The 22894-nt window shown below is 53.1% G+C and carries 13 protein-coding genes and 1 pseudogene; 6 read left to right on the top strand and 8 right to left on the bottom strand.

Annotated elements, in window-relative coordinates; translation table 11 throughout:
• The first annotated feature begins 2 nt into the window (after positions 1-2).
• Positions 3-1346 carry a DUF1501 domain-containing protein gene (locus SH467x_RS04910; protein WP_482370173.1) on the top strand — a complete coding sequence of 448 codons (1344 nt, stop codon included), beginning with the start codon at positions 3-5 and terminating at the stop codon, positions 1344-1346.
• Positions 1347-1369: 23 nt separating this feature from the next.
• Here SH467x_RS04910 and SH467x_RS04905 read toward each other — a convergent pair whose 3' ends face one another.
• Together SH467x_RS04905 and SH467x_RS04900 are read right to left on the bottom strand one after the other, a co-directional pair.
• The gene (locus SH467x_RS04905; RefSeq protein ID WP_482370172.1) at positions 1370-3577 is read right to left on the bottom strand and encodes a S46 family peptidase; all 2208 of its coding nucleotides are present in this window, start codon (positions 3575-3577) and stop codon (positions 1370-1372) included.
• Between the two features lie 99 nt (positions 3578-3676).
• Positions 3677-4711 carry an arginine N-succinyltransferase gene (locus tag SH467x_RS04900; RefSeq protein ID WP_482370171.1) on the bottom strand — a complete coding sequence of 345 codons (1035 nt, stop codon included), beginning with the start codon at positions 4709-4711 and terminating at the stop codon, positions 3677-3679.
• A 317-nt stretch (positions 4712-5028) separates the two neighbouring features.
• On the opposite strand from SH467x_RS04900, the gene cphA reads away from it, so the two are divergent.
• The gene (gene cphA, locus SH467x_RS04895) at positions 5029-7710 is read left to right on the top strand and encodes a cyanophycin synthetase (RefSeq protein ID WP_482370170.1); all 2682 of its coding nucleotides are present in this window, start codon (positions 5029-5031) and stop codon (positions 7708-7710) included.
• 665 nt (positions 7711-8375) lie between these two features.
• On the opposite strand, the gene SH467x_RS04890 is transcribed toward cphA, so the two are convergent.
• Positions 8376-9053, bottom strand: a complete 678-nt coding sequence (locus SH467x_RS04890; RefSeq protein WP_482370169.1) for an RNA polymerase sigma factor — start codon at positions 9051-9053, stop codon at positions 8376-8378.
• 218 nt (positions 9054-9271) lie between these two features.
• Here SH467x_RS04890 and SH467x_RS04885 point away from each other — a divergent pair, with 218 nt between their 5' ends.
• Positions 9272-12379: a serine/threonine-protein kinase gene (locus SH467x_RS04885; protein WP_482370168.1), complete on the top strand. Its 3108-nt coding sequence runs from the start codon at positions 9272-9274 to the stop codon at positions 12377-12379.
• Between the two features lie 140 nt (positions 12380-12519).
• Here the strand turns inward: SH467x_RS04885 and SH467x_RS04880 are convergent, their stop codons facing one another.
• Together SH467x_RS04880 and SH467x_RS04875 are read right to left on the bottom strand one after the other, a co-directional pair.
• Positions 12520-14046 carry a leucine-rich repeat domain-containing protein gene (locus SH467x_RS04880; protein ID WP_482370167.1) on the bottom strand — a complete coding sequence of 509 codons (1527 nt, stop codon included), beginning with the start codon at positions 14044-14046 and terminating at the stop codon, positions 12520-12522.
• A gap of 1035 nt (positions 14047-15081) precedes the next feature.
• Positions 15082-15399, bottom strand: a pseudogene (locus SH467x_RS04875) (four helix bundle protein); the annotation flags it as partial.
• Positions 15400-16003: 604 nt separating this feature from the next.
• Between SH467x_RS04875 and SH467x_RS04870 the strand changes: the two are divergent.
• Positions 16004-16372 (top strand): helix-turn-helix domain-containing protein, encoded by a 369-nt coding sequence (locus SH467x_RS04870; RefSeq protein WP_482370166.1) that lies wholly within the window; start codon positions 16004-16006, stop codon positions 16370-16372.
• Between the two features lie 27 nt (positions 16373-16399).
• On the top strand, positions 16400-17002 hold the full coding sequence (locus tag SH467x_RS04865; RefSeq protein ID WP_482370165.1) for a Fic family protein: 603 nt from the start codon (positions 16400-16402) through the stop codon (positions 17000-17002).
• A gap of 828 nt (positions 17003-17830) precedes the next feature.
• Here the strand turns inward: SH467x_RS04865 and SH467x_RS04860 are convergent.
• Positions 17831-19957: a hypothetical protein gene (locus SH467x_RS04860; protein ID WP_482370164.1), complete on the bottom strand. Its 2127-nt coding sequence runs from the start codon at positions 19955-19957 to the stop codon at positions 17831-17833.
• Between the two features lie 178 nt (positions 19958-20135).
• On the opposite strand from SH467x_RS04860, the gene tsaE reads away from it, so the two are divergent.
• Positions 20136-20642 (top strand): tRNA (adenosine(37)-N6)-threonylcarbamoyltransferase complex ATPase subunit type 1 TsaE, encoded by a 507-nt coding sequence (gene tsaE / locus SH467x_RS04855; RefSeq protein WP_482370163.1) that lies wholly within the window; start codon positions 20136-20138, stop codon positions 20640-20642.
• A gap of 88 nt (positions 20643-20730) precedes the next feature.
• On the opposite strand, the gene SH467x_RS04850 is transcribed toward tsaE, so the two are convergent.
• Positions 20731-21294: a hypothetical protein gene (locus tag SH467x_RS04850; RefSeq protein WP_240491374.1), complete on the bottom strand. Its 564-nt coding sequence runs from the start codon at positions 21292-21294 to the stop codon at positions 20731-20733.
• Positions 21295-21436: 142 nt separating this feature from the next.
• Positions 21437-22885 (bottom strand): glucose-6-phosphate dehydrogenase, encoded by a 1449-nt coding sequence (gene zwf, locus SH467x_RS04845; RefSeq protein ID WP_482370162.1) that lies wholly within the window; start codon positions 22883-22885, stop codon positions 21437-21439.
• Positions 22886-22894 lie beyond the last annotated feature (9 nt).

The raw sequence follows: 22894 nt of genomic DNA, 5'->3' as shown, positions 1-22894 counted from the left end.
CTATGAACCCGAACGACCCCTCGCAGATTGAATGCGTATCGTTCCATGCGATGCGACGACGGTCCTTCCTTCGATCTGCATCCACTGCTGCCGGGCTCGGTTACGCAAGCGCTTGGACGGCCATAGCAGAAGCGTTAGCCAATCCGAATGCAGGGTCTGGTGCTGGTCCAAACCCTAAGAAGCCGAAGAGTTTGATCTTTCTGTGGATGCAGGGTGGGCCCAGTCAGTTGGAGACGTTCGACCCCCATCCCAACACGAAGATCGGGGGAGAAACCCAGTCGATAGCGACCAGCCTGCCAGGGCTTGAGATTTCCAATTTGCTACCGCAAACCGCTGAGATCATGCATCACGCGACTGTGATCCGTTCCATGGTCTCGAAAGAGGGAGATCACGAACGGGCCACCTACACCATGAAGACGGGCTGGCGCCCCGATCCGACCTTGATCCACCCATCGATCGGCGCAGTGCTTTGTCACCAGTCGGAAAACAACATCGAAATCCCTCGCCACATTTCGATCGTGAGCGGACAATGGCCCGGGCGCGGTGGTTATATGGGGCCAGGTTACGATGCATTTCAAGTTGGCGATCCCAAGTTTCGTATTTCCAATTTAGAAAGCCGTGTCGATGCAGAGAGAACCGAGCGGCGCCTCGTCGATCTTTCCGATTTGATGGAGTCCGAATTTCGACGAGGACGGCTTAGGGATATGGACCGCGTGCGCACGCAGCATGAAACGTCGACGACACGTGCGACTCGGATGATGGAAAGCGAACAAATCAACGCGTTCAAAGTGACGGACGAACCCGCGGATGTTTTAAAGAAGTTCGGTGATTCACCCTTCGGCCGAGGATGCTTGGCTGCCGTTCGATTGGTGCAACAAGGTGTTCGGTGCGTCGAAGTGGAGTTGAGTGGATGGGACACCCATGCTCGTAACCACGAGTTTCACCGAAGCCGCTGCGAGGTTCTAGACGCCGCGATGGTCGGATTGATCACCGAATTGGAGGCTCGCGACCTTTTGAACGAAACCCTTGTCGTGTGGGGAGGGGAATTTGGCAGAACCCCTAAGATCAATGTTGCGGAGGGACGGGATCACTGGCCCAATGGATTCAGCACCGTCCTATTTGGTGGTCCATTTCGACGAGGTTACGTTCATGGAGCGACCTCTGCAGAACTTCCAATCGATGGAAAAGGTGGGATCGACGGGGTGGCTGACCCCGTTTCCGTGGAAGATTTGCATGCGACAATCCTTTCCACCTTTGGAATCGATTTCGAGCAAGAATTGCAGACACCGATCGGCCGACCTCTGGCCTTAAGTCATGGCAAGGTCTGCCGCTCGCTCCTCACCTAGTTTGCAACTCCTTTTTTCGGTTCTTACAGTCCCATTTCCTTGAGAAGATGATCGGCGCCGTAAACGATACCGGTGATCCAAAGTACGTACCGAACGTCCACTCCAATCGAACGGCTATAACTCTCGTTCCAAGCGAAGTCGTTGATCGTCGCTTCAAACGTGCGATCAAAATTTACCGCCACCAATTCCCCTTTGTGATTGAGGACCGGGCTCCCCGAATTTCCACCCGTTGTGTCGGTGTTGTAGAGAATGGCTACCGGAACATCCTTCAACCGAGGATGGACAAAGGGTCCATACTCCTTCTGCTTTGCTTTTTGCAACACAGCTTCAGGCGAGATGAATGGCTCCATACCGGTCGTCTTTTCCAGTACGCCACGCAGGGTAGAAATCGGTGTTCGTACCACGGCATCGGCCGGTGAATAGCCCCGAACTCGTCCGTAGGTCAGTCGCAATGTTGCGTTCGCATCTGGAACAAAGGTATCGGCTTGGAATTTTTGCTTCACATCCTGCAGTTCGCCATAAAGCTGATTCAGTTTGCCCTCCCGTTCTTTGTCTAACTCGCGCAATCGGAGGTATTCGGGATAAATCGCCAGCATCGCTTGCAGTGCGGGATCGTTGAGGGTGGACAGTTGCTCCGGGGTCCTTTTCAGGCACTCGATTGCGAAGCTGGCATCTCCTAGTCGCGTGGACGCCATCCAGGTTTTCAAGCTCTCGTCGGAGGTGTCGATCGCACCGAGCCAACTCGTGATTCGTGGCGAGAGAGAATCCTGAGGAAAGCTTTTCAGGATATCGATGATGCCGCGTAAGAAAACTTCGTCCGTCTCCGCATGCCAGTCTGCGATGTCCAATTGCAATTGCTTGGTCGTCAGTGGCAAGTTCCGGTCCATGTAGGGCGGTTCGCGTTCGAGGTCTTCTTTCTCTCTTTCATGGACTGCATCGACAACCGTGAAGGCAAAGGAGAATAGTCGGCAGGCTGTACGCAACTCTCGCAATGCGATTTCTTGTTTTGCCGAACGGTTGATCTCGGCATAGACATCCCCGATGCGTTCCAACACACCTCCGTAACGTTGCTGAAGAGCCGGGTCGGACGCGATAAAGTTTTTGAGTTTGTCCTCCTCTTGCCTGCGAGCCTCGATCAAGCCGGTTCGGGTGAGACCCAGCAATTGACCGCGCGATCTTTTTTCAACGTTGGCCAACGACTTGTAACGCGTCGCATGTTTCAGCGCGACCGATCGATCTTGCGCTCCCGCCTTCTCCATTTCCTGCATCTGCCAGCTGTAATAGCGAACGATTTCAGGCAGTCGGATTTGTTGTTCGAACTCGAAGTAGCTTGCGGTGCGCTGGCGAAGCGTTCGGCCGGGATAACCCAGGATGAAGACAAAATCCTCTTCATCGGCTCCTTGAGGATTCACTGGAATGAAACGCTTCGGTTGATAGGGGATATTGTTCGGCGAATACTCGGCCGACGATCCATCCGGTGCCGTGTAAGCTCGCAAAAATGAAAAGTCACCGGTGTGTCGAGGCCATTCCCAATTGTCGGTTTCGCCACCAAATGCACCGACCGAAGCGGGTGGGGCAAAGACCAATCGGATGTCCTTCAAATAGGTGTAGAGAAAGAGGACGTAGGTCTTTCCTGTGAACATCTCCGCAACTTCCGCTCGCAGTCCAGGATGCTTCGCCTCGGCCTCTTTCTCAAGTTCCTTGCGTCTCTTATCGATCGCCTTCGTTCGGTCCGCTGCAGACATCGACGGATCGACCGACGACAACACCCTGGCAGACACGTCTTCGTATTGCTCGGTGATGCGAACGGTATAGCCCGCAGCGGGAAGTTCCTCAGCACGCGAACGGGAAACAAAACCATCCGTCAGATAGTCCTTGTCAGGCGTGGAGACTTTTTGGATTGCATCAAAGGCGCAGTGATGATTCGTTATGATCAGACCTTGATCGGATACGAACGAACCGGTGCACCCATTCACGCGGCAAATACCATCGACCAAACTGACTTGATCCGGATTGAAAATATCCGTTGGTTGTAAGGCAAGTCCTTTTTGGGGCAATTGTAGACGCGCCAGCTCGCTGATGGGATACATGCCTTCATCGGCCAAGGATTTCGCCGCGAGGATTCCGATCCCAAAAGGCGCGACCACCAAGCAAAGTTTCACGACGGAAGAGAGAGACAAGAGTGCGTGGCGCGCTGTTGGCTTGGAGCTCGCAATAGATTTCATTGGCATGGTGACTCGGTTCGATGGATTCCAGTTGCAATGACAAGTCGGTTCGAAGTGGGGGATGTATGGTATCACACTTCGTTTCTGGTCGACTCCACTTGTTCGTCAAACGGATTTAGCAGGAAGGGCGATAAAGCGTACTAACTCCCCGGACCGTAGCTGCAGATCGTCAATGGCAGCCAAATCCAAGACGACGTGTTCGGAGCCTTGCGCCCCATCGCATTGGATCGAGGTCTCAATTGCCAAGAAAGGCGGGGTCCCTCGTGCGACGATCGCGGGGGTTGATCGATCGGCGAGCGGATCGTTTGTCCACGAAGCAAGTCGACTATCGGCAACCGTTCGAATCTGCTGGGTTGGGCAGGCCATGACAGGGCCCGCATCGAAGATGTCGATAAGATTGTTGCGTTGGAATCCTTGCCCCTCGAGCATGGCGAGGGCTGGACGCGTTTGATCGTGTACTTTGCCGATCGCATCCAACGCGGATTGGGGCAGGAGTTCGAGGTAGATCGGATACTTTGGCATCAATTCTTCGATAAAGGTCTTGTCGACCATCGACAGCGAGTCCGCGCTGGGGAAATCAATCTTGAAAAAATGGGCGCCGATCGCATCCCAGAAAGGAGAGTGACCTTCGGCATCTTGATAGCCTCGCATCTCCGCGATCGTTTGGCTTGCAAAACGTTTTGGATGATTCGCCATATATAGGAATCGACAGAGACTCAATAGTTTTCCGCAACCACGCCCTCGGTAGTCCGGTTGGAGAAACAAGCTTCCGATTTCTGTAGGACCATCGTGGACTTTCACCAGATGAAGGGAATGCACCAGCATCTCGAGACCCAGCGTGGACGAGCTAGCGCGTTCGGTTTCCACGCGATACGAGTATTGCGGTTGGTATCCACCCGTTTTGGAAAAAATACAACTCGTTCCAACGATCTTGCCAACGCTTTGATCCTCAAGGGCGAAAACATACGGTGCTCCTTCCGGTTTTTCCGATGTCCGCGAGAAAGCGAAGGTCGACAACTCCAACCGATCTTGCAGAGTCGCTTTATCGATTTGAAGGGACGTCATCCCTGCGGAAGCCTGGCAAATCAAGTCCCAGAGGGCGTCCAAATCCCCAGCAACCACTTGTCGAATCCGGTACATTTCGCGCTCTCCTTAAGTCCGTTTTGATACAACGTGCTATCGATTTGATGGCAAACCTACTTCGCCGGGAAATTCCGAAATCCAATGTCTTTTCCGGTTTTTTCGATTGTTTACCTGCCGAAAAGGGTGCCACCGGAGAGATGGCCCATCGTTTGCACTTTTAGGCTAGCTTGGATTTTAGCAAGCTGGCTTATCAGTGGTGCTTATTGTGGATTGCGAGCATTTCAGTTGACGAAACTGTATCAAATTCGCATTCAATGATTCACAATAGGTGCTCCAGCGATTCTCTCCAATGGTAGTACTAGCAAGAGGAAGTCATGCAGATTCTGAAGGTTAACAAACTCCGAGGTCCCAATATCTGGTCGAATTCGCCAGTGTTGGAGGCTTGGGTCGACCTCGAAGAGCTGAAAGATACTTCTTCGGAAATGATTCCGGGATTCAACGAGCGACTGATGGCATGGTTGCCAACGATGGTCGAGCACCGATGCAGCGTCGGGGAGCGAGGCGGTTTCTTTGTCCGTCTGCGGCGCGGCACCTACATGGCGCACATTTTAGAACACATCACCCTGGAGTTGCAGACATTAGCAGGCACCCCTGTCGGTTTCGGTCGTGCCCGTGAGACGAACAAAGAGGGTGTTTACAAAGTTGCCATTTCATATCGCGAAGAGAAGCTTGGACTGGCTTGTTTGGACAAAGCGTTCGAGTTGCTGATGGCAGCGGTTCACGATCGTCCTTTCGATGTCGACGCGGAAGTCGAGAAGCTTAAGGAATATGCTTACGACGTCTGCTTAGGACCTAGTACCAAGGCGATTGTCGATGCCGCAAAAGCTCGCAATATTCCTTGGCGACGTTTGAACGAAGGGAGCTTGGTTCAACTCGGTTACGGTCATTTGCAGCGACGCATTTGCACCGCCGAGGCAGATACGACCAGCGCCATCGCGGAATCGATAGCCCAAGACAAAGATCTTACCCGAATGCTCCTCAAAACTATCGGCGTACCAACCCCTGAGGGACAACCCGTCGAGAGCGCTGAAGAGGCTTGGGAGGTCGCCCAGGACATCGGGTTGCCTGTGGTGATCAAACCGCAGTACGGAAACCATGGTCGCGGAGTTGCGACGAATCTTCAATCGCGGGAGCAAGTCGAAGCGGCATATCGCGCGGCCCGTGAAGAAGGTAGCTCGATCGTTTGCGAACGTCATGCCCCTGGAGATGACTACCGCATCCTTGTCATCGGTGGTCGCATGGTTGCCGCGGCTAGACGAGAACCTGCCCACGTCATTGGAGATGGTCAGTCGACGGTTCAGAAGCTGATCGATGTCGTCAACGAAGATCCTCGTCGAAGCGATGGTCACAGCACGGTCTTGAGCAAAATCAAAATCGATGCTGTCGCGCTCGGTGTCCTCATGGAGCAAGGCTTGACACCTGACACGATTCCTCCTCTCGGCAAGAAAGTCCTTATTCGGCGCAATGCGAATTTAAGCACCGGGGGAACCGCGGCGGACGTTACCGATATCGTACATCCCGATGTGGCGCGACAGTGCGTCGAGGCGGCGCGAGTCATCGGGTTGGACATCGCCGGTGTCGATGTGGTCGCACAAGACATCACGCAACCGCTGCAGGGACAACGAGGCGTGATCGTCGAGATCAACGCTGGTCCCGGACTGCGTATGCACATTGAACCATCGTCCGGTCAAGGCCGACCGGTTGGCGAAGCGATCATCGACATGATGTTCCCAGAGGGGAACAACGGACGGGTTCCCATCGTGAGTGTAACCGGCGTGAACGGGAAAACCACGACCACTCGATTGGTTGCTCACATTGTGGGATGCACGGGCAAAAAAGTGGGGATGACCTGCACCGATGGAATTTATATCCACGGCCGGCGCATTGATTCCGGCGACTGCAGCGGGCCTCAAAGCGCCCGCTCGGTGTTGATGAATCCGGCTGTCGACGCTGCGGTTCTAGAGACGGCTCGCGGTGGCATCCTACGAGAAGGCTTGGGATTCGACTTTTGCGATGTAGGGATCGTGACCAACATCGGCGAAGGGGATCACTTGGGCCTCTCCGACATCGAGACACTGGAGCAGCTTGCCAAAGTAAAGCGATGCGTGATCGAGGCTGTCTCGAAGACCGGCTACGGCGTCCTCAAAGCCAACGATCCCTACACGGCTGAAATGGCGGAACGCTGCAAAGGGGGCGTCATCTTCTTTGCGATCGATGGAAACGATCCGGTCTTGTCCGAGCATCGGAGCAAAGGCGGGCGAGCCGCGTTCGTGCGAGACAACGCCATCATCCTAGCGGAAGGCAACACCGACTTCCCGCTCCTGTCGCTGGAACGCATTCCCCTCACGCACAACGGCCGGATCACATTCCAAGTGGAAAACGTCCTCGCCGCCGCCGCTGCATGCTGGGGGCTGGGTATGCCATGCGAGCAGATTCGTCTCGGATTGGAATCCTTTTCTGCACACATGGATAAAGTGCCAGGTCGGTTCAATTTGGTCGAGATGCACGGTGCGACCGTTATTGTTGATTACGGCCACAATGCGTCGTCGCTTATGGCTATCGCAGAATCCCTGGAGCAATTCCCACACGAACATCGGACTGTCATTTACTCGGCCGCCGGCGATCGGCGCGACGAGGACATGGTTCGACAAGGCGAGATTCTGGCTAACTATTTCGATCGCATCATTCTGTACGAAGATCAATATCTTCGCGGTCGGCAGCCGGGCGAGATCATGTCGCTCTTCAAAAAGGGGATGGATGGCGGACGGAAGGTCAAGGAGATTCATGAAGTTTCGGGTTGGCCCAACGCGGTAGATCGAGCCTTGAAATTGATTCGCAAAGGGGACTTGCTCCTGATGCAGGCAGATACGATTGATGAAGCAGTGCAATATTTACAGAGAGCCTTCGAGCACGAGAGCTTAGGCCGTGAAATCGATCTTGATTCGGCGATTCACAAGCCTGCCGAAAAGGGAGCGCCGACGCCGCCTAAAACGTAGCGATACGAATGTCGCGGCCATCTTTTACTCGCGCCCTGCGTTCATCGAAACACCCACTCGCTTGCAATGGATGCTGAGTCCTTGAACTCCCTTCTCCGCAGATGCCGGAGAAGGGACAGCCATCTATCGGACTCCACAAAAAAGGACGCGGCCCTAGAACGGCGATAGTGAAACCGCGACCTTTGCAGTGCGTCGAAAAGTCCATTTGGTCGACTATCCACGGAGGGCGCGGAGGAGCGCGGAGATGGTCCCGAGTAGTTGTTAACGATGCGTGCCTTCCAAAGCATTTGCTGAACGGTCTCCTTCTCTTCCATTCGGTTCTTTTCTTCGCGCCTCAGCGCCGTCGCGAGAAACAGTCCGCTCCAATCATCGTTCGTCAACATCTCCAGCTACGAATATCTTGCCAGTTGGAGCTACGAGCATGGAGGTCCGAGCACCGTATGAACCTTCACTGCCGCGTCGATTATCTGTCCCGTGATTTCATTGATCTCCATCCGTCCTGCCTCCGCGTCTCTCCGCGATCTCCGCGGTAACATATTCTTCGACGGATTGGTGATCCCGCCGGTCCTGGACACTTCCCAAAGCTAATCAATGATACTGCTATTGTTTGAATTCAGCGGTGAATCCACCGCGGAGGCATCGCTCAATACTCTTGAACCAGAGATTCAATGCAGCTTATCTATCGATTGCCGTAAACGCCTTAGCACTCGACTGCGGCATTGCCGAACGTTGGCTGGCGTCATGGCTAACGAATTGGCCACTTCTTCGGTTGACCGTTGCTCGACAACGCACAGCCAAAATGCTTGCCATGTCTTGGGCTCCACTTCGCGTTGCAAGGTTTCCATCGCTCGCTGGAGCGCGCTTTCCAATGGACGGTCATGACTCGTTACCCTATGTCTAGGCTCGGCAGGTCCAGACGCAGGTAGTGGCCGCGATGTGGATGAGTTCGAATCGAAAACATTACTGCGTGAAGAACTGTCAAACGGCAGTTCGCCAATCCGCATTGCAAAGCTTGAACCACCCACTGCGGATTGTTCGAGTACTTCTCGTCGACGATAGTCGGCGATCCGACGCTTCACTATTTTGTGCAGCCAAGCTCGAAAGGCACCGGCCCCTGGTTGAGAACGAAAGCTCGCTAAGCCGCGAGCTACCGATATCCACACATCTTGGATCACATCGGAGCTGGCGAGTTGATCTAGCCCTTGCCCACGGCACCAACGCAACATCCTCGGCTCGTACAACGTTACCAGCTGATGCCACGCTTCCGCTTCAGAACCGATCGCTGCAGCCAATAGCGACCCTCGTGTTGGTAAGGAATCGGTCGATTGGGGCTGCGAGTTCATGAAGAAGAATCCTTTGGGCGCAAATCGTGTCACACTCCCGACGACTCTCAAGTGTGCCCAGGCATGTTAGCGAAAAAGCCCGGCCAAAAAAAGCATACCCGTGCAGATTCCACTCAAGGTCACCTAAAATGCAGACTATGGCAGACACCTTCGACCACCGTTCGGCTATAAGTTCCGAATGCCCTTCCCAAGAGGTTCTACTCGAGTATCTCTTGGGTATGGCAGACGATTTCGTCAGCGTCAGTATCGATACGCATATCGCCTCATGCGATGCGTGCAATCATCGATTGACGGAAATGGAGTCCACGCACGGCTCTCTGATGGGTGAGTCACTGCAAGACAGCAGCCTCCACGACTCGATGGACCCAGCTCCCGAAGAAGCCCAGCAAGCGATCGATGCGGCGTGGCGGGCCGTTCAGAAGCGTCTTCATGAGAATCTGTCGGCTGGCACTTCCCAGGTATTCGTTGGCCAATATCGGGTCCTTGAACGGATCGGATGCGGAGGCATGGGGAGTGTTTATCGCGCCGAGCACAGTCAACTGAAAAAGGTCGTCGCCCTCAAACTGATCCCGATCCAGTGGTCCCATCCCCAAACCTTGCAACGTTTCGAACGGGAGATTCGTGCTGCCGGGCAACTGCAGCATCCCGGCATTGTCACGGCCACCGACGCTGGGACGCAGTCCGGGATGCAGTACTTGGCCATGGAGTTCGTGGATGGGCTCGATCTTGGCAAATTGACACGGATCATCTCGCCGATCCCCACTGCGGATGCTTGCGAAATAGCTCGCCAATTGTCTTTGGCTCTTGCCCATGCGCATCAGTTAGGGATGATTCATCGCGACATCAAACCGTCCAATGTCATGCTCGATTCCAAGGGACGCGTTAAGCTTCTCGACTTTGGACTCGTTCATTTCCATCGCTGGGATGGTCCTGTGGGTGAGTTGACTACCGTCGGGCAGTTCCTCGGAACCCTCGATTACATGGCGCCGGAACAAGCTGAACGAAGCGAAGGGGTCGATGCACGCAGCGATCTGTATTCGCTAGGGGCAACGTTATTCAATCTTCTCACCGGCCAAACACCGTTGGCGATGACACCGCATCAATCGCCGATCGAGAAACTTAAGCGACTCAGCCAGCACCAACCCATCCAGCTTCAAACTCTCCGCCCCGATCTGCCATCGGAATTGTGCGACGTCGTCAATCGATTGCTTGCTACGCATCCCGAATCGCGATTGCCAAGCTCGCTACATGTTGCGGAATCTCTTCAACCTTTCTGTAAAGAATCGGACCTCGAAAGGCTGGCTACCCGAGGCCTACAGAGCGATTTGGATCGTGCTTTCGATTCACCTAACCAGCCCGAAGCAATTCTTCTTTCCGACCAATTGTCGCAATCTGCCCCGAGCGCCTCTACACGGCGATCACCCGCACGCCGCCTACCCCCTGCATGGATATGGCTCCCACTGGCTGCATTACCTATATTCGGGTTCTTTGGCTGGCGCATCATGCTTGAGAGCGATCAAGGAAACCTTGTCATCGAGTCTGCATCCGAGAATACGAAGGTCGAGATCCAACGCCGTGGAGGGGGAGCTGCACAAGAAATGCTTGTTGAGCCAGGAACCCACCTTACGCGGTTGCAAGCTGGCGAATACGACATCACGATTCACGAAGGCTCGGATCAAATCTCTGTTGAACCGAAACAAGTCCAACTAAGACGTGGGGAAACCATCGTAGCTCGTATCATTCGCCTTCCCAAGAATGAACCCAATGCATCGCAATTAGGAATGGGTGAACCTCGCGCTGTGGGAGAGACCTCGAAGCTTGATCGGCACGCCTTTGCGGGAGTGGAGCTCTCGGCATCGATTGAGAAGATCCTCTTCAAGGGGAAGACGCTTGCAGATTGGCTACGCGTTTTGGAGCGCGAACGCGATCCGGCCGCTTGGCGTGAAGCCTTTGAGGCCATTCAAAAAGCGGATCCACCACTCGTTCAAACGTTGGCGGAACCCATTCGAGCCATCGGGCTTCAGAACAATTTCTTTCGTGTGAATTCGAATGGCTGGTACCTTCCTGTCTTTTCGCATGAAGAGTTCGATCAGCTGGTGATGAAAGAAATGGAAGGCAAGTCCTTGAAAACGTGCTTTGAAATCATCGGTTCCGTCGGATTGTTGAGAGATTGCAAAGTGCGAGGCGGAGAGGACTATCAAGCGAGCCGGCTACCGAACGTATGGGGATTCCTCGAAGAACAAATCTCAAAGTCAGATTTTTCGCAGGTACTCCCCTTCTTTGGCGGAACACCGTTACCTTGGGCCGAATTCAAAGACCAGGAAGTTCTCAAGAAACATCCTTGGATGCGTTTGATAAGCGAAAGATTTTTTGTTGCTACACCTCCAAACCTCGCGGTGGGCTCTAAAGGTTTTATCGAAAGTCTCAGAACTCTACTCAACGCCCCGAAGTTGGACTTGGATCGCTTTCTCTTCTTGGCAAGCAATGCGGGACCGTATTCCTCGATTGCTGATGATCAACTTGAAGCATGTCACCTTCTTATCCGCACTCGCCTCGCCACCGAACTGCGTCGATGGGCTGAGACAGGAGAGGTGCTTGGGGCATTGGGAATGGGGCCAAGCATCCTTCAACCAGACGTCGCTGGAATCGGCTTTGGACGGAATAACTCGACGAACGGTGGCATGGGTGGCATGGGTGTTTTTGGAGGAAGGGATCCGTCTGCTAGCATCGAACGAGGACTGGAACTGCTAGCGTTGTGTTCCGCGATGCCGCCAGACCAGAGGCCGTTCGAGGAGATCGAACTACTTGTAACGTTGATGCGTCCGATCGCTGCGAGAGCAGCAAAGTCCAATTCGTTAGGAAGTATCGCTTGGAGCTCTGTCTATACCTTTGACAATGAATTCTTGGGTGAACGAACGTCCAAAGGGATGCGTAAACTTTCTGAATCCGACATTGCGATTGGCCTGCTTCGCTGGCTCGAACAATTACGATCTGGTGACATGGTTGCACCCAGTGATGTAGTTCACCAATTTTGGAGCGCCTTGCAGCGCCCTGCGAACAGGAACCCTTTGGATTGGGTCGTAGCAAGCGGACGAGATCAAACCAAAATCGATCGTATGCTAGAAATCCTTCCCGATGCGTTAGTCGATATCGAGTTGCAAATCGACCACATCGATCCGGAAAATGATCGAAGAGTCCACCGTGGCTGGCTGAGAATCGGCTCTAGCGCAGTTGGCCCTGATCGCGTCGAAATCACTCTCAAGCTCGAACCCGCCGGCTGGCGGGTCGCAATGCTCAAGTATGGCTCTGAGACCATTGAGTTCTAGAGTGTCGTGGTTCGCCGGCAAGTGATGCTCAATTCGAAAAGCGGCCGTACTGCGAGTCCGATGCATGCGATTGATTCTTTCGAATCCAAAGCGACAATCTTGGTCTTCACAATGGGCGTGAAAATACATTCAGTTAGCGATCAACGCTTCGATCTGCTATCCTTCGAATCAAGGAGCATTCGCAGCGCATCTACGTATTCGTGCGTGACCATGATCTTGTCAGGATAAACCCAGACTACGAACTCTGGACTTGCATCATCGGTATGAAGATAAACAATCCAATCTTTCTTCGCATTCGACAAAACCTCTTGAATACCTAGCACTAACTTTGGAAGTGCCGCCACCGATTTGTCGCTGAAGAGGACAATCGTGCGGGACCGTGCACCATTCCATTTGAAAGGAATCGTGTAGTCGTCGTCGGATTGGAAATCAGCAGAAAGCAGCCGCTCAAGCTTATCGTCCAGCCACTCCAATTCAGACGAAAGAAGCCCCTCGTTTTCGTCGGAATCCACATTGAAGGGTTTCTTCGTATCATAAATGTCAAAGGTGTTTTGATCGACAACAACTAATTCAAGCGACGGAGTATGTCTGGGGGTTGGCGAAAGAAATTCAATATCCCATGGTGGAAGGGAAGCTTTTAACTCGGATAATCCAGCCGGTTCCATGCCGTTACAAGTTACGTTCACCTCGTGAAGGGAGGGCAGTAATTTCAATGGCGATAAATCGATTTTTCTCGCGGTGGTCGAAATGAAAAGTTCTCGAAAGGCGGGCAATTCAGCAAGGGGTTGAAGCGATTTTACCCGAGAGCTAAGGATGTTTGCGTGTGTAAGGTCCGTCAGATTCCGAAGTGGTTCGAGCGAGTCAAATCCCCCTGTGAGATTAATAAGATTTTGAAGCTTGGGGAAATGCTGCAGACCATCCAGGCTTTTTACATGCGCATTGCGTATCACTCGAAGCTCGGGCATTTCAGGAAACCCAACAAATGATTCAAATGTATCGAGTCCGCACTCGAGTTTTCTTAGATGGGGTAGACGTTTGAGTTGTTTGAACGCTGCAATCTGATCGACAGAAATTGAGATTTCCCGTAAGTTCGGAAGAAACTGGAGCGCCGAGAAATCTGCAATTGGACAGCCTCCGAGATGCAACTCTTCAATATTGACGCAATTGGCGAGAGGTGAAATGTCGCGAATGGGGTTTTTGTTAAGACGGAGTTGTCGTAATTCGGAACAGGAACTAAGCGGCGTCAAGTTCCAGACGTGATTGTTGGTCAATACGAGGCCAGTAAGACGTGGAAGAAACCTAAGTGCGGTAATGTCTCGTACCGGTCGCTCATCGTCAGGCCCACGTTGAAAGTTGAGCCAGGAAAGTGATTGCAACTCCTGGGTGGCTGGCCCGACGTGATCGGGAGAAAACATTGGCTTGTAGTTGGGGGTTCGGCGAGCATCGGCCCGCTCACTCCAGCCGTCCCAGTAGTTCTCGTCGAAATTGTCGCGTACACGCTCGATGAGCAGCTCGACCGTGTACGTTTCGTCCAAGGTCAGCTCGCCCGACAGTGCGTATTCTGCGAAAGTTGAAGCGGTTATGTCTTGCGCGAGTGACGGTCCATGGTTGACAGCCATGCAGAGGACACACAATGTTTTTGTTATTTGAGCGTGAAACCATTGCATTGCAAATCGCCCTTTGTTAGGTCTAAGTGGGATTATGTGTGGTAGAACGGCTACTATCGAGCAATCACCCCGAAAGAGCTATGATTCAAATTCGCGGCCGTCCGCCGACTTGTGTGCATCGCTTGGCCAGTCGCACTGTCTTTTATCGCGTTTACGGCTGTGAATCCGGCGTCGTCCATGTCTCGGAATCATCAAGTGTCCAATGCCTGTTGCCGCGTTTCTCAATCAAGCGATCTTCCATCCGATCCCACAGCGAGTTACGTCCAACGTACATTCCGGGACGTTTGCAAGCAGAAATCAGTAGTTCACGGAACAAATCAGGCACGGTCGTTAGTTTGTTTGCGACGACGAACCAAAAGGATCACTCACGTCGAGCGAGGGAAGTATGGACCGCCCAAGGCCGGTTGATCGAGACGTTGAGTGCATCCGCTGGTTAGCTCATGCCTGCTCTGAACCGACAAGCTCGAGTATGGATCGATCCCTGAGGAATTGTTGGTCGTCATCTGAGGAACGTCAGGAAGATGATGAGCGAATTGTACGAGTGAGAGAACGCCTCCCACGCAGACTAGACCTTAGCAGATCATGTTGTTGATGGCACATCAACTATTCGGAAACTGCAGAGATACGTCAAACGGTCAGATCGCGAACATGGATATTGCTTGAATCTAAAGTTCAGCGTCTTGAGCAAGCAGGAACACTAATCAACACTCATTACCACTAATCGAAAGCCGACACGAACCTGTTGCTATTCCTTATTAGTGTTGATTAGCGACGATTAGTGTTCTGCTCCCATACAATCCCACGATTTGATTGGTCGCGAAGCCATAGGTTATCGATCCCATGTTCGGTAGCACACGATTGTTTGGAAATCAACGTTAGATCTCGAAAGACCTGTCGCAACTCTACTGAGCTAACGACCGCATTGACCGAGTGCGAGCAGTAAAAGTTAGCATATCAGAGCGTGTCGACCGAGCACTTCGGTCCAATGCTTGGCTCGTGCTTCTTTTCGTACTCGTACTCAGCATCGCGGTACTCTTACTCGTAATCGATTGACTGCCCGGCAACCGTCTCGGTTCGTTGGATCAATCGAGTCATCATCGAAACGATCCGCTTGAGATGGGCTTTTCCAATCCGTGTCGATTCCGCGTCAATCGCTTCGAACGATTGGCGTATGTCATGAATCGCAGCACATTCCAAAGCGGACCCACGCGCGATCTCGAAAAGTCGATTCTTGTCCTTGTGGCTTTGCTTTCCGTTTCCCTCGGCAATGTTCAACGGGATCGATTGTGCAGCACGCAACCATTGATCGCGAGCATGTCGATCGATGCCCGACAGAGATTTCGCGGCCCGATAAAAAGACGTGACATACGCTGATGGTAGCCGGTCGTGCTCCTCACTGCATAGGCGTTAGGGGCAAGGATTGGATCGCTCAAACGATGATTCTCGAACGCCGATCGAACGCAAGCGAATCAGCTTACGTCACTCAGCTCTCCGGTCTTCCCAGTGGGGAATGTTCAATCGTATCGATACCACTGGCGTGGAATGTGAAAGAGTCTCCGCGATTGATCCAAAGCGGACGGAAGCAGGATCCTTCGGCTAAAACCCGTCAATCGGAATGGGGTCGAGAGAAAAAGCGTCGATGGTTCTGCCTCCGGGGAAAGAGTTGCGAGGGAACCGAAGTGGCATCCCTCCTAAACTATCTATGCAAAGCGCTCGACACGCGTCCCATTACCTACTCGGGATTTCGTAATCTTGGGAACTAGAGAGTTTGAGTGAATCGACTCATCCAAGCCGCTCACGAAATAGAGGGATTGGACGCAAGTCATTTCATGGAAGCAGCTTACGCACCATAACTCGTGAGTCTTTCCTACAGACTTCACTTGCATTTTGTTTCACATATGCAACAATATAAGTGTGGTTCGTTCTCTCACTTGAAGTCCCATTCGATTGTTAACCCATGTCGCTATCTACGCTTCTACAAAACCGCATTAACGAACTCGACATGTCTGTTTCCGATCTTGCTCGCCGCAGTGGCGTATCAAGGGCAACTGTGATTCGTATTCTCGGAGGGAAGGATGAACATTACTCCGTCTCCAATCTACAAGCCGTTCTTTCCGCACTCGGAATGAAGATGGATTTGTTGGCGATACCAGCCAAAGGATTCAAAGACTCCATCGCTACGCAGAAGGCTAAACGCTTGATCGCGCTGACACAGGGAAACGTAGCCTTAGAATCCCAAGCCGTCCCAGCAGATTCTGCCCAAGAGCATCTGGAAGCTACCAAGGCCCGGATTGCATCGTCCAGTCGAAAGCTCTGGGCTTCCTAAATCTCTAAAAATTAGCGGTAGCTTTTCGTGAATCCATTTGGTTCATCCGGCAAAGATGATGACACGCCCTTTGATGGGTCTGGTTTGAAAATCAAGTCCATCAAAACCCGTCGCCAACTCAATGAAGCTGAGTTCGAGTCGATCCTGCGCGTCACCGAGAAGTACTTGTTGCGCAAACCAAGCCATAAACTCGCGCCATTTACGTTCAGTTGGATTCTGGATTTGCATCGAGAGATGTTGGGATCGATTTGGAGTTGGGCGGGAGAAATTAGAACCACTCAAAAGAACATCGGCGTCAGTCCGAACATTGTCACTGCTGAACTCGGCGTCATTGCCATCGAATCAGAGAAGAGGCATAGCGAAACCGGCGAACTTGTAATTGCGACCGCTGCCGAGTTTCATCATCGCGCGGTTTGGGTACATCCATTTGAGGATGGCAACGGTCGTTGGGCAAGACTCCTCGCGAACATCTGGCTGATGCAACACGACCAACCGGTGACTATTTGGCCGTTCACAGACCTACGCGATACGGAAAGCCCGATCCGAGGCGAGTACATTGCCGCCATGAAGCAAGCGGATCTCAGAAACTACGGACCACTCATAGACCTACATAAAATGTTTAGCGAGTAACAATATCGTCGTTGGCAAGGGACTCGAGTTGCTGGTCAGTTCGATTGCGATACTTGCCTCTCGTGCTTTGTGCCCACTCGCCCCGAAGGCCGCTCAATTGTTGGGACTCAATTCCTGTTTAGCTTTGGAGTCAGACCGCCCCCTAGCTAGATTCGATTCCAGCTCCCTTGCAGCTTCGTCTGGCGATAACGCTACGATCTTCCCTTCACGCCAGATAACGATTTCGGCATTCGAATGGCGGGCGCGATCGATAACTCTCTACTCGAAATAGAATAATTCAGAGGACAAAGTGCACGGGAATTTCGCAATCAATGTATAAAGATCTCGGGAGAACGATTTAGGATTCTTCGTGATGCTGAGAGTTGGCAAATTCCACTTGCCGGTGAACCAAGACAGTTGTCTTTTCTTGCATTCGGTTCTTTTCTTTGCGCCCTAGCGCCGTGGCGAGAAACCTCTCGCACCCATCTCACCCAGTGCAGATCACCAACCCCGAATAGGATTAATCTCCATCCGTCTTCCCTCCGCGAACTCCGCGGTAAAATCTTCTTCGGCGGATTGGTGATCCCGCCGGTCCTGGACACTTCCCAAAGCAAATCAATGATACTGCTATTGTTTGATTTCAGCGGTGAATCAACCGCGGAGGAGCGCGGAGTTAGAACCGAGTTGTCATGGGCGATACGAAAAAAGCCGGTGGCTTGCGTTGCTGCAAAACACCGGCTTGATCGAATAACCTATTGCTGTCCGCTTCACAGAGTTTCCTCTGCGAGAGCTGGCGAACCGAGACGTCGATGAAAACGGACTGGAACGAATCCAGGATGGGACCGGTCTTTACTGACCTGGAATCCAAAGTTTGCTTCCGCCCGACGAATCGCTTTCCGCGGGTTGATCGGGAGTCCATAGTCCCGATCCACTGCTTGAGCTCGGGGAAATCGATGGCTCGCCCCCACCAAGACTGCCGGCTCGCTCGCGCATTTGCTGCTCGCGCATCATCGCCATTTGCAGGAACTGGAGAAGGACTGGGTCCTCTGGATTTTCACGGAGAGATTTTTCAAGGAATATGCGTCCCTCGGCTCCGCGTCCCAAACTATTGAGTATCTCGACTCGCTCCAAGACGGCATTGCCCAACGGAACACCGAGCTCCTTGGCCAATTCCGAAATGCGTAGCAATAACTTCTCTGCCTCGTTCGGATCCGTCGCCAGCTGTGCCTTCAGATTGAGCAGGGTGTATTCAGCAGACGACTTGAGGTTCTCTGGCCATTGCATTCGCTCGCTAGCTTGGACCAAATCTTCGCTGATCGAAGCCACACCTCGAGTCAATGCGGATTGCATCAATTGAATGAGGCTGTCCGGGTCGATCGACTGGAGGTCGGTCCAGAAATAAGCTGCCCCGCCGACTTGGTCAAAGACGTCGGTCGAAGATTGGAGCGACGGCTGAGTCAAATGAAGCTGTTGGTGCAACTCTTTGAAGAGGGTGTTGTTCAATCCGGAGGATCCCGATCCCTGCCAATGCAGGAGCAAGGCCAACAAGGCAATCCGCTGCTTGGGATCCGACGATGCTTGTCGAGGCGATTGTTCGCCGATGCAATCGAGAGGGTAATCGAGGAATGCATCCAATACCAACTGCCGGGTCGCATCGCGGAAAGCAATCGATCGCTCCGCTGGAACCTGGTGTTTGACGATGACCGATGCGGAAACCTGCGACAGATACGAAGTCGGCAGTTGCTGAACAAGCACCCGGGTGAGGCCCGTCAGCCCCAGCTCCTGCTTAACCTGCTCCAGCATCGCGCGTCGAGCGCTCGGAGGTGGTTCCATCGTGACCAGTCGAGCTGGTTTGTCCGTTTGCTTGCCATAGAAGGCTAACCAAGATCCCGTTCGGCTGGCCTCAAGCTCACCGAATTGTTCGCGAAGTACTGGGGCAACGCAAACGAAACAGGACTTGGGTGGAACCTCTTCTTGAAGCAACGCGGATAACAAACCTTTGAGTTGCTCGACAGGAACGGGGATCAAATGCTCGCTGCTGAGCATCTTCTCCTCGAGTTCCGAGCCCGCTTCGATTTCGTATTGGCAAAGCTCTTCCGCAATCCCAACACCTGCTGCGCGCGGTGTCAACTCGTACGCGAGCGCTTGGTAATAAACTCGCTGCGGTTCGGGCAAGGCTTCTTGCGAGGACAATTTGCGGCAGATGGCTCCCGCGCTGTCGGCATCGGAAAGCATTAGATGGCAATAAAGCAATTGCTGCAGGATGGCTGGCTGCGGTCCGAACTCGCGAAGCATCGACTCCAGTTTGGTCTTTCCTGCCGACACACGGTAGGACGAGATCAATGCGACCGCTTCCGCCAACCGTTCACCGTAAGGTTCCGAATCCGCGTCGACGGCCGAAGGGAGAGACTCGCGGGACAAAATATTTGTATTGGTTTGACCTGCCAACGACCCGTGGGCTTGGTAACCGAATCGCGCGATCTCGTCCCCCATGTCCATCAGCATCTCTGCATGCAACATAGCCGGTAGAGCCAAGCCTCGCTGGGCCATGGTTTCGAGCAAGTTGAGCGCGACCGTTGCGGTCATGGGTGGCAACACTTCCGTCGAATCGCCGATCGCCTGAAGAAGCAGCGTTGCCCCTTCTTCTGTGTTCCCGCGAATCACTGCGAGAAGAGAACGGTAGAGCTTTGCCAGCGGATTATCGGGCTGCAAGCGAATGAACTTGGCCGACGTCTCTTCCAGAGATTCCAACTCACGCAGTTGGAGGAGCAATTCGCACTTCATCGCCAGCAACCAAGGCTCCGAAGGCATCGTTTTCAAGTCCGCATTGATGCGGTCCAACGCAGCTACATTCTGCTCGCCAACGATCATGCGATGGATTTTTTCCATTTCTGCCAAGTGCTGGTTGCACTTGCAAAACTTGATCTTCTTTCCGTTGCCACAAGGGCAGTAGCTATACTGGTCCAGGCTACTCATTGGCGATCCAATCGGTAATTGATGAGCTCGTAGTAATAAAGGGGCCGCGAACCGCGGCATGTCCGTGGGAAACGTCCATTTGACGCCTCCAATCCAAGCAAATCAGTGTACCAGTTTTCCCGTTAAGTGCCCATGACCAAGCTGCTAGCGAATCCTCCCTTCCTCCACCCCATTTGACATGTCGCGCATTTTTGAATTGAAAATCCCGAGCCTTGCCGACTGCGAACGATTCGCGGCCAGCCTGGCAGCTTGCGTGAAGGTTCCTCTCGCGATCGGACTATCGGGGACGCTGGGAGCTGGCAAAACGCAGTGGACTCGCTTCTTTGTGAAGTCCCTCGGCGGACAGGAAATCGAGGTGAGCAGTCCGACCTTTGTGCTGGTCAAAGAGTATGCGACGGTTCCGAAGATCTACCATTTGGACGTCTATCGCGTCGCCGACGAAGACGAGTTGCTGGAATTAGGCATCGAAGAGTTTTTCGATGCACCCGCCGTTACCATCGTGGAATGGGCGGATCGCTTCTTAGAAAGGATGCCGACGAACTGGATTCACCTGCAGTGGAGCCTTGATGAATGGGATCCAAACCAACGGGTCGTGACGGTCGATGCTATTGGGAAACGAGCGACGTCGGTGGCGAACGAGTGGGGCCGTTCGCTCGGAGTTTCGTTCATTTCCACAACTCTTTGAGTGGAATGGAAATGAAAACAGCACGGCCGTTTTGCCGTGCTGTTGACTGTTTGGTCTCGATCGATCTCCTCGAACCTTACTACTCGCCTTAGTAAGGGCTCGATGCTCCGGTGTCAGGATCACCGCACATGTGGAAGTGATTGTGGTCGATGTAGACGACTTCCACAGACTCTTTATCTTCGAGTGTGTAAGGAACGGGCCAGCCATTGATGGTTCGCTCTTCAAAGTACACTGTGCACTTGTAGTGAGCGTGGTGCAACTGGGCGAATCCAATGAGAGGCACAAACCGTGGATCGTCGATATAGTCGGCGATCTTCTCTTTTACGATGCGAACGCGGTTGCGTTGCTTTTCGTAGAGGAACGGTACACCGCCCCGAATGGGTCGAGCTCGCTCCAACGCGTGGATGACTTCGTCATCGCTAGGAGGATCGATGGCAGCGACCGGGCCACCTTGTGTCAAAGGACCCATGATGGGCACCCTAGCGTAACGCTCGTGAACGTGGAATTGCATTTCCTCGTTGTCTTGAAAGTAGGGGCTCACAGGCACGGGCACACCAAAGGGCCCCAACCCCATGTTCGACAGGGAGAGACATCCCACCTGAGAACTCATGACCGCAAGTAGCGTTAGGCTAACAATCTTTTGAATACGCATGCAGGACATCGATAAAACCCTTGTCGAGTCGGAGACGATCTATTCGTCGGACAAGATGAGTTTCGGCCTGCCAGGTGTTAAAACTTGCGGGTTTTTCCGTCTACAACGGAATTTCCTAAAATTCCATTTGCTAGCGAACTTGCTAGATGATGGGGCAAACGTCGAACCAATTCCGACCTTGCTCGGCCATCCATTCGGACGATGGGGTCGGTCCCCAGACGCCTGGCTCGTAGGGGTGAAGCGTTGGAGCGGCGGGGCTCTTCCAAGCAGCGATGATGGGATCGATGATCCTCCAGGCCTGCTCGACTTCATCGCTTCGTGCAAAGAGTCCTGGGTCCCCGACCAACGCATCTAACAAAAGGCGTTGATACGCATCGGGAAGCTCTTTTCCGCTGGAATCGAATCGGAAATCCAACTCGCTCAGGCGGAGTTTCATGTCGGAGTCCGGAACCTTCGACTGGAAATGCAATTGCATGCCTTCCGCCGGTTGGATTTGGATGACCAACCGATCGGCCTCGGGGCGACACGATTTGGATTCTCCAAAGAGCATGTGGGGAGGCTCTCGGAATTGGATGACGATCTGCGTCGTTCGGCAAGACATCGCCTTTCCACTTCTCAAATAGAACGGAACTCCGCGCCAGCGCCAGTTGTCGACGTAAAGCTTTAAGACGGCGAAGGTCTCGGTCTGGCTGTCGTCCGGGATCCCTTCTTCGTCGCAATAGCCGAGGTACTGGCCGCGCACGCCATTCTCGGCGAAATCGCTGCCTCGATAAGGTCGCACCGCCTGCAACACTTTGACTTTTTCATCGCGGACAAACTCGCCCGTGTATCGCACCGGTGCTTCCATCGCGGTGACCATCATCAACTGCAGGATGTGGTTCTGGAACATATCGCGGAGGATACCGGCCTTGTCGTAGTAATCTCCTCGGCGTCCTACTTTGACTTCTTCGGCCACCGTGATCTGAACGTGGTCGATGTAATTTCGATTCCAAAGGGGCTCAAAGATGGTGTTGCCGAAACGCAATACCAACATATTTTGAACCGTCTCTTTCCCGAGATAGTGGTCGATCCGATAGATCTGATCCTCTCGGAAGGTTTGGTGAATCGAATCGTTCAGCTGACGAGCCGTCGACAAGTCGGTTCCAAACGGCTTTTCGATGACGACCCGACGGCGTCCATTTTCTTCCGAATTCAATCCCGCTTTGCCGAGCTGCGCGATCGCTGTCGCATAGAGCTGCGGCATCGTGGACAAATAATAAACGCGATCGGTGGCAATACTCCCTTCGATCTCGTTAAGAAACGCTCCGAGCTTGCGAAAATCTTCGTCGTTACCAATATCACCAGGATGGTAATGGATGTTTTCAGCAAACGCGTTCCAGACGTCCGCGTGAAAGTCTCCTTTCACATATTTAGCGGTCGACTCGGTCAATTGCGCTCGCCATTGCTCCGTGGTAAACGCGCTGCGAGCAACTCCAACTATCCTCGTTGGTTTGGGGAGTTTGCCTCGCTGAAACTGGCGGTAAAGTGCCGGGATCAGCTTGCGGCTAGTGAGGTCACCAGACGCCCCAAAAATCACCATCGTGTAGGACATGGTACTTCG

The sequence above is a fragment of the Brakhagea slesvicensis genome, from assembly GCF_052161625.1.
Lineage (GTDB): Bacteria > Planctomycetota > Planctomycetia > Pirellulales > Pirellulaceae > JBKCUI01.
This window is presented reverse-complemented; position numbering and strand designations above follow the sequence as displayed.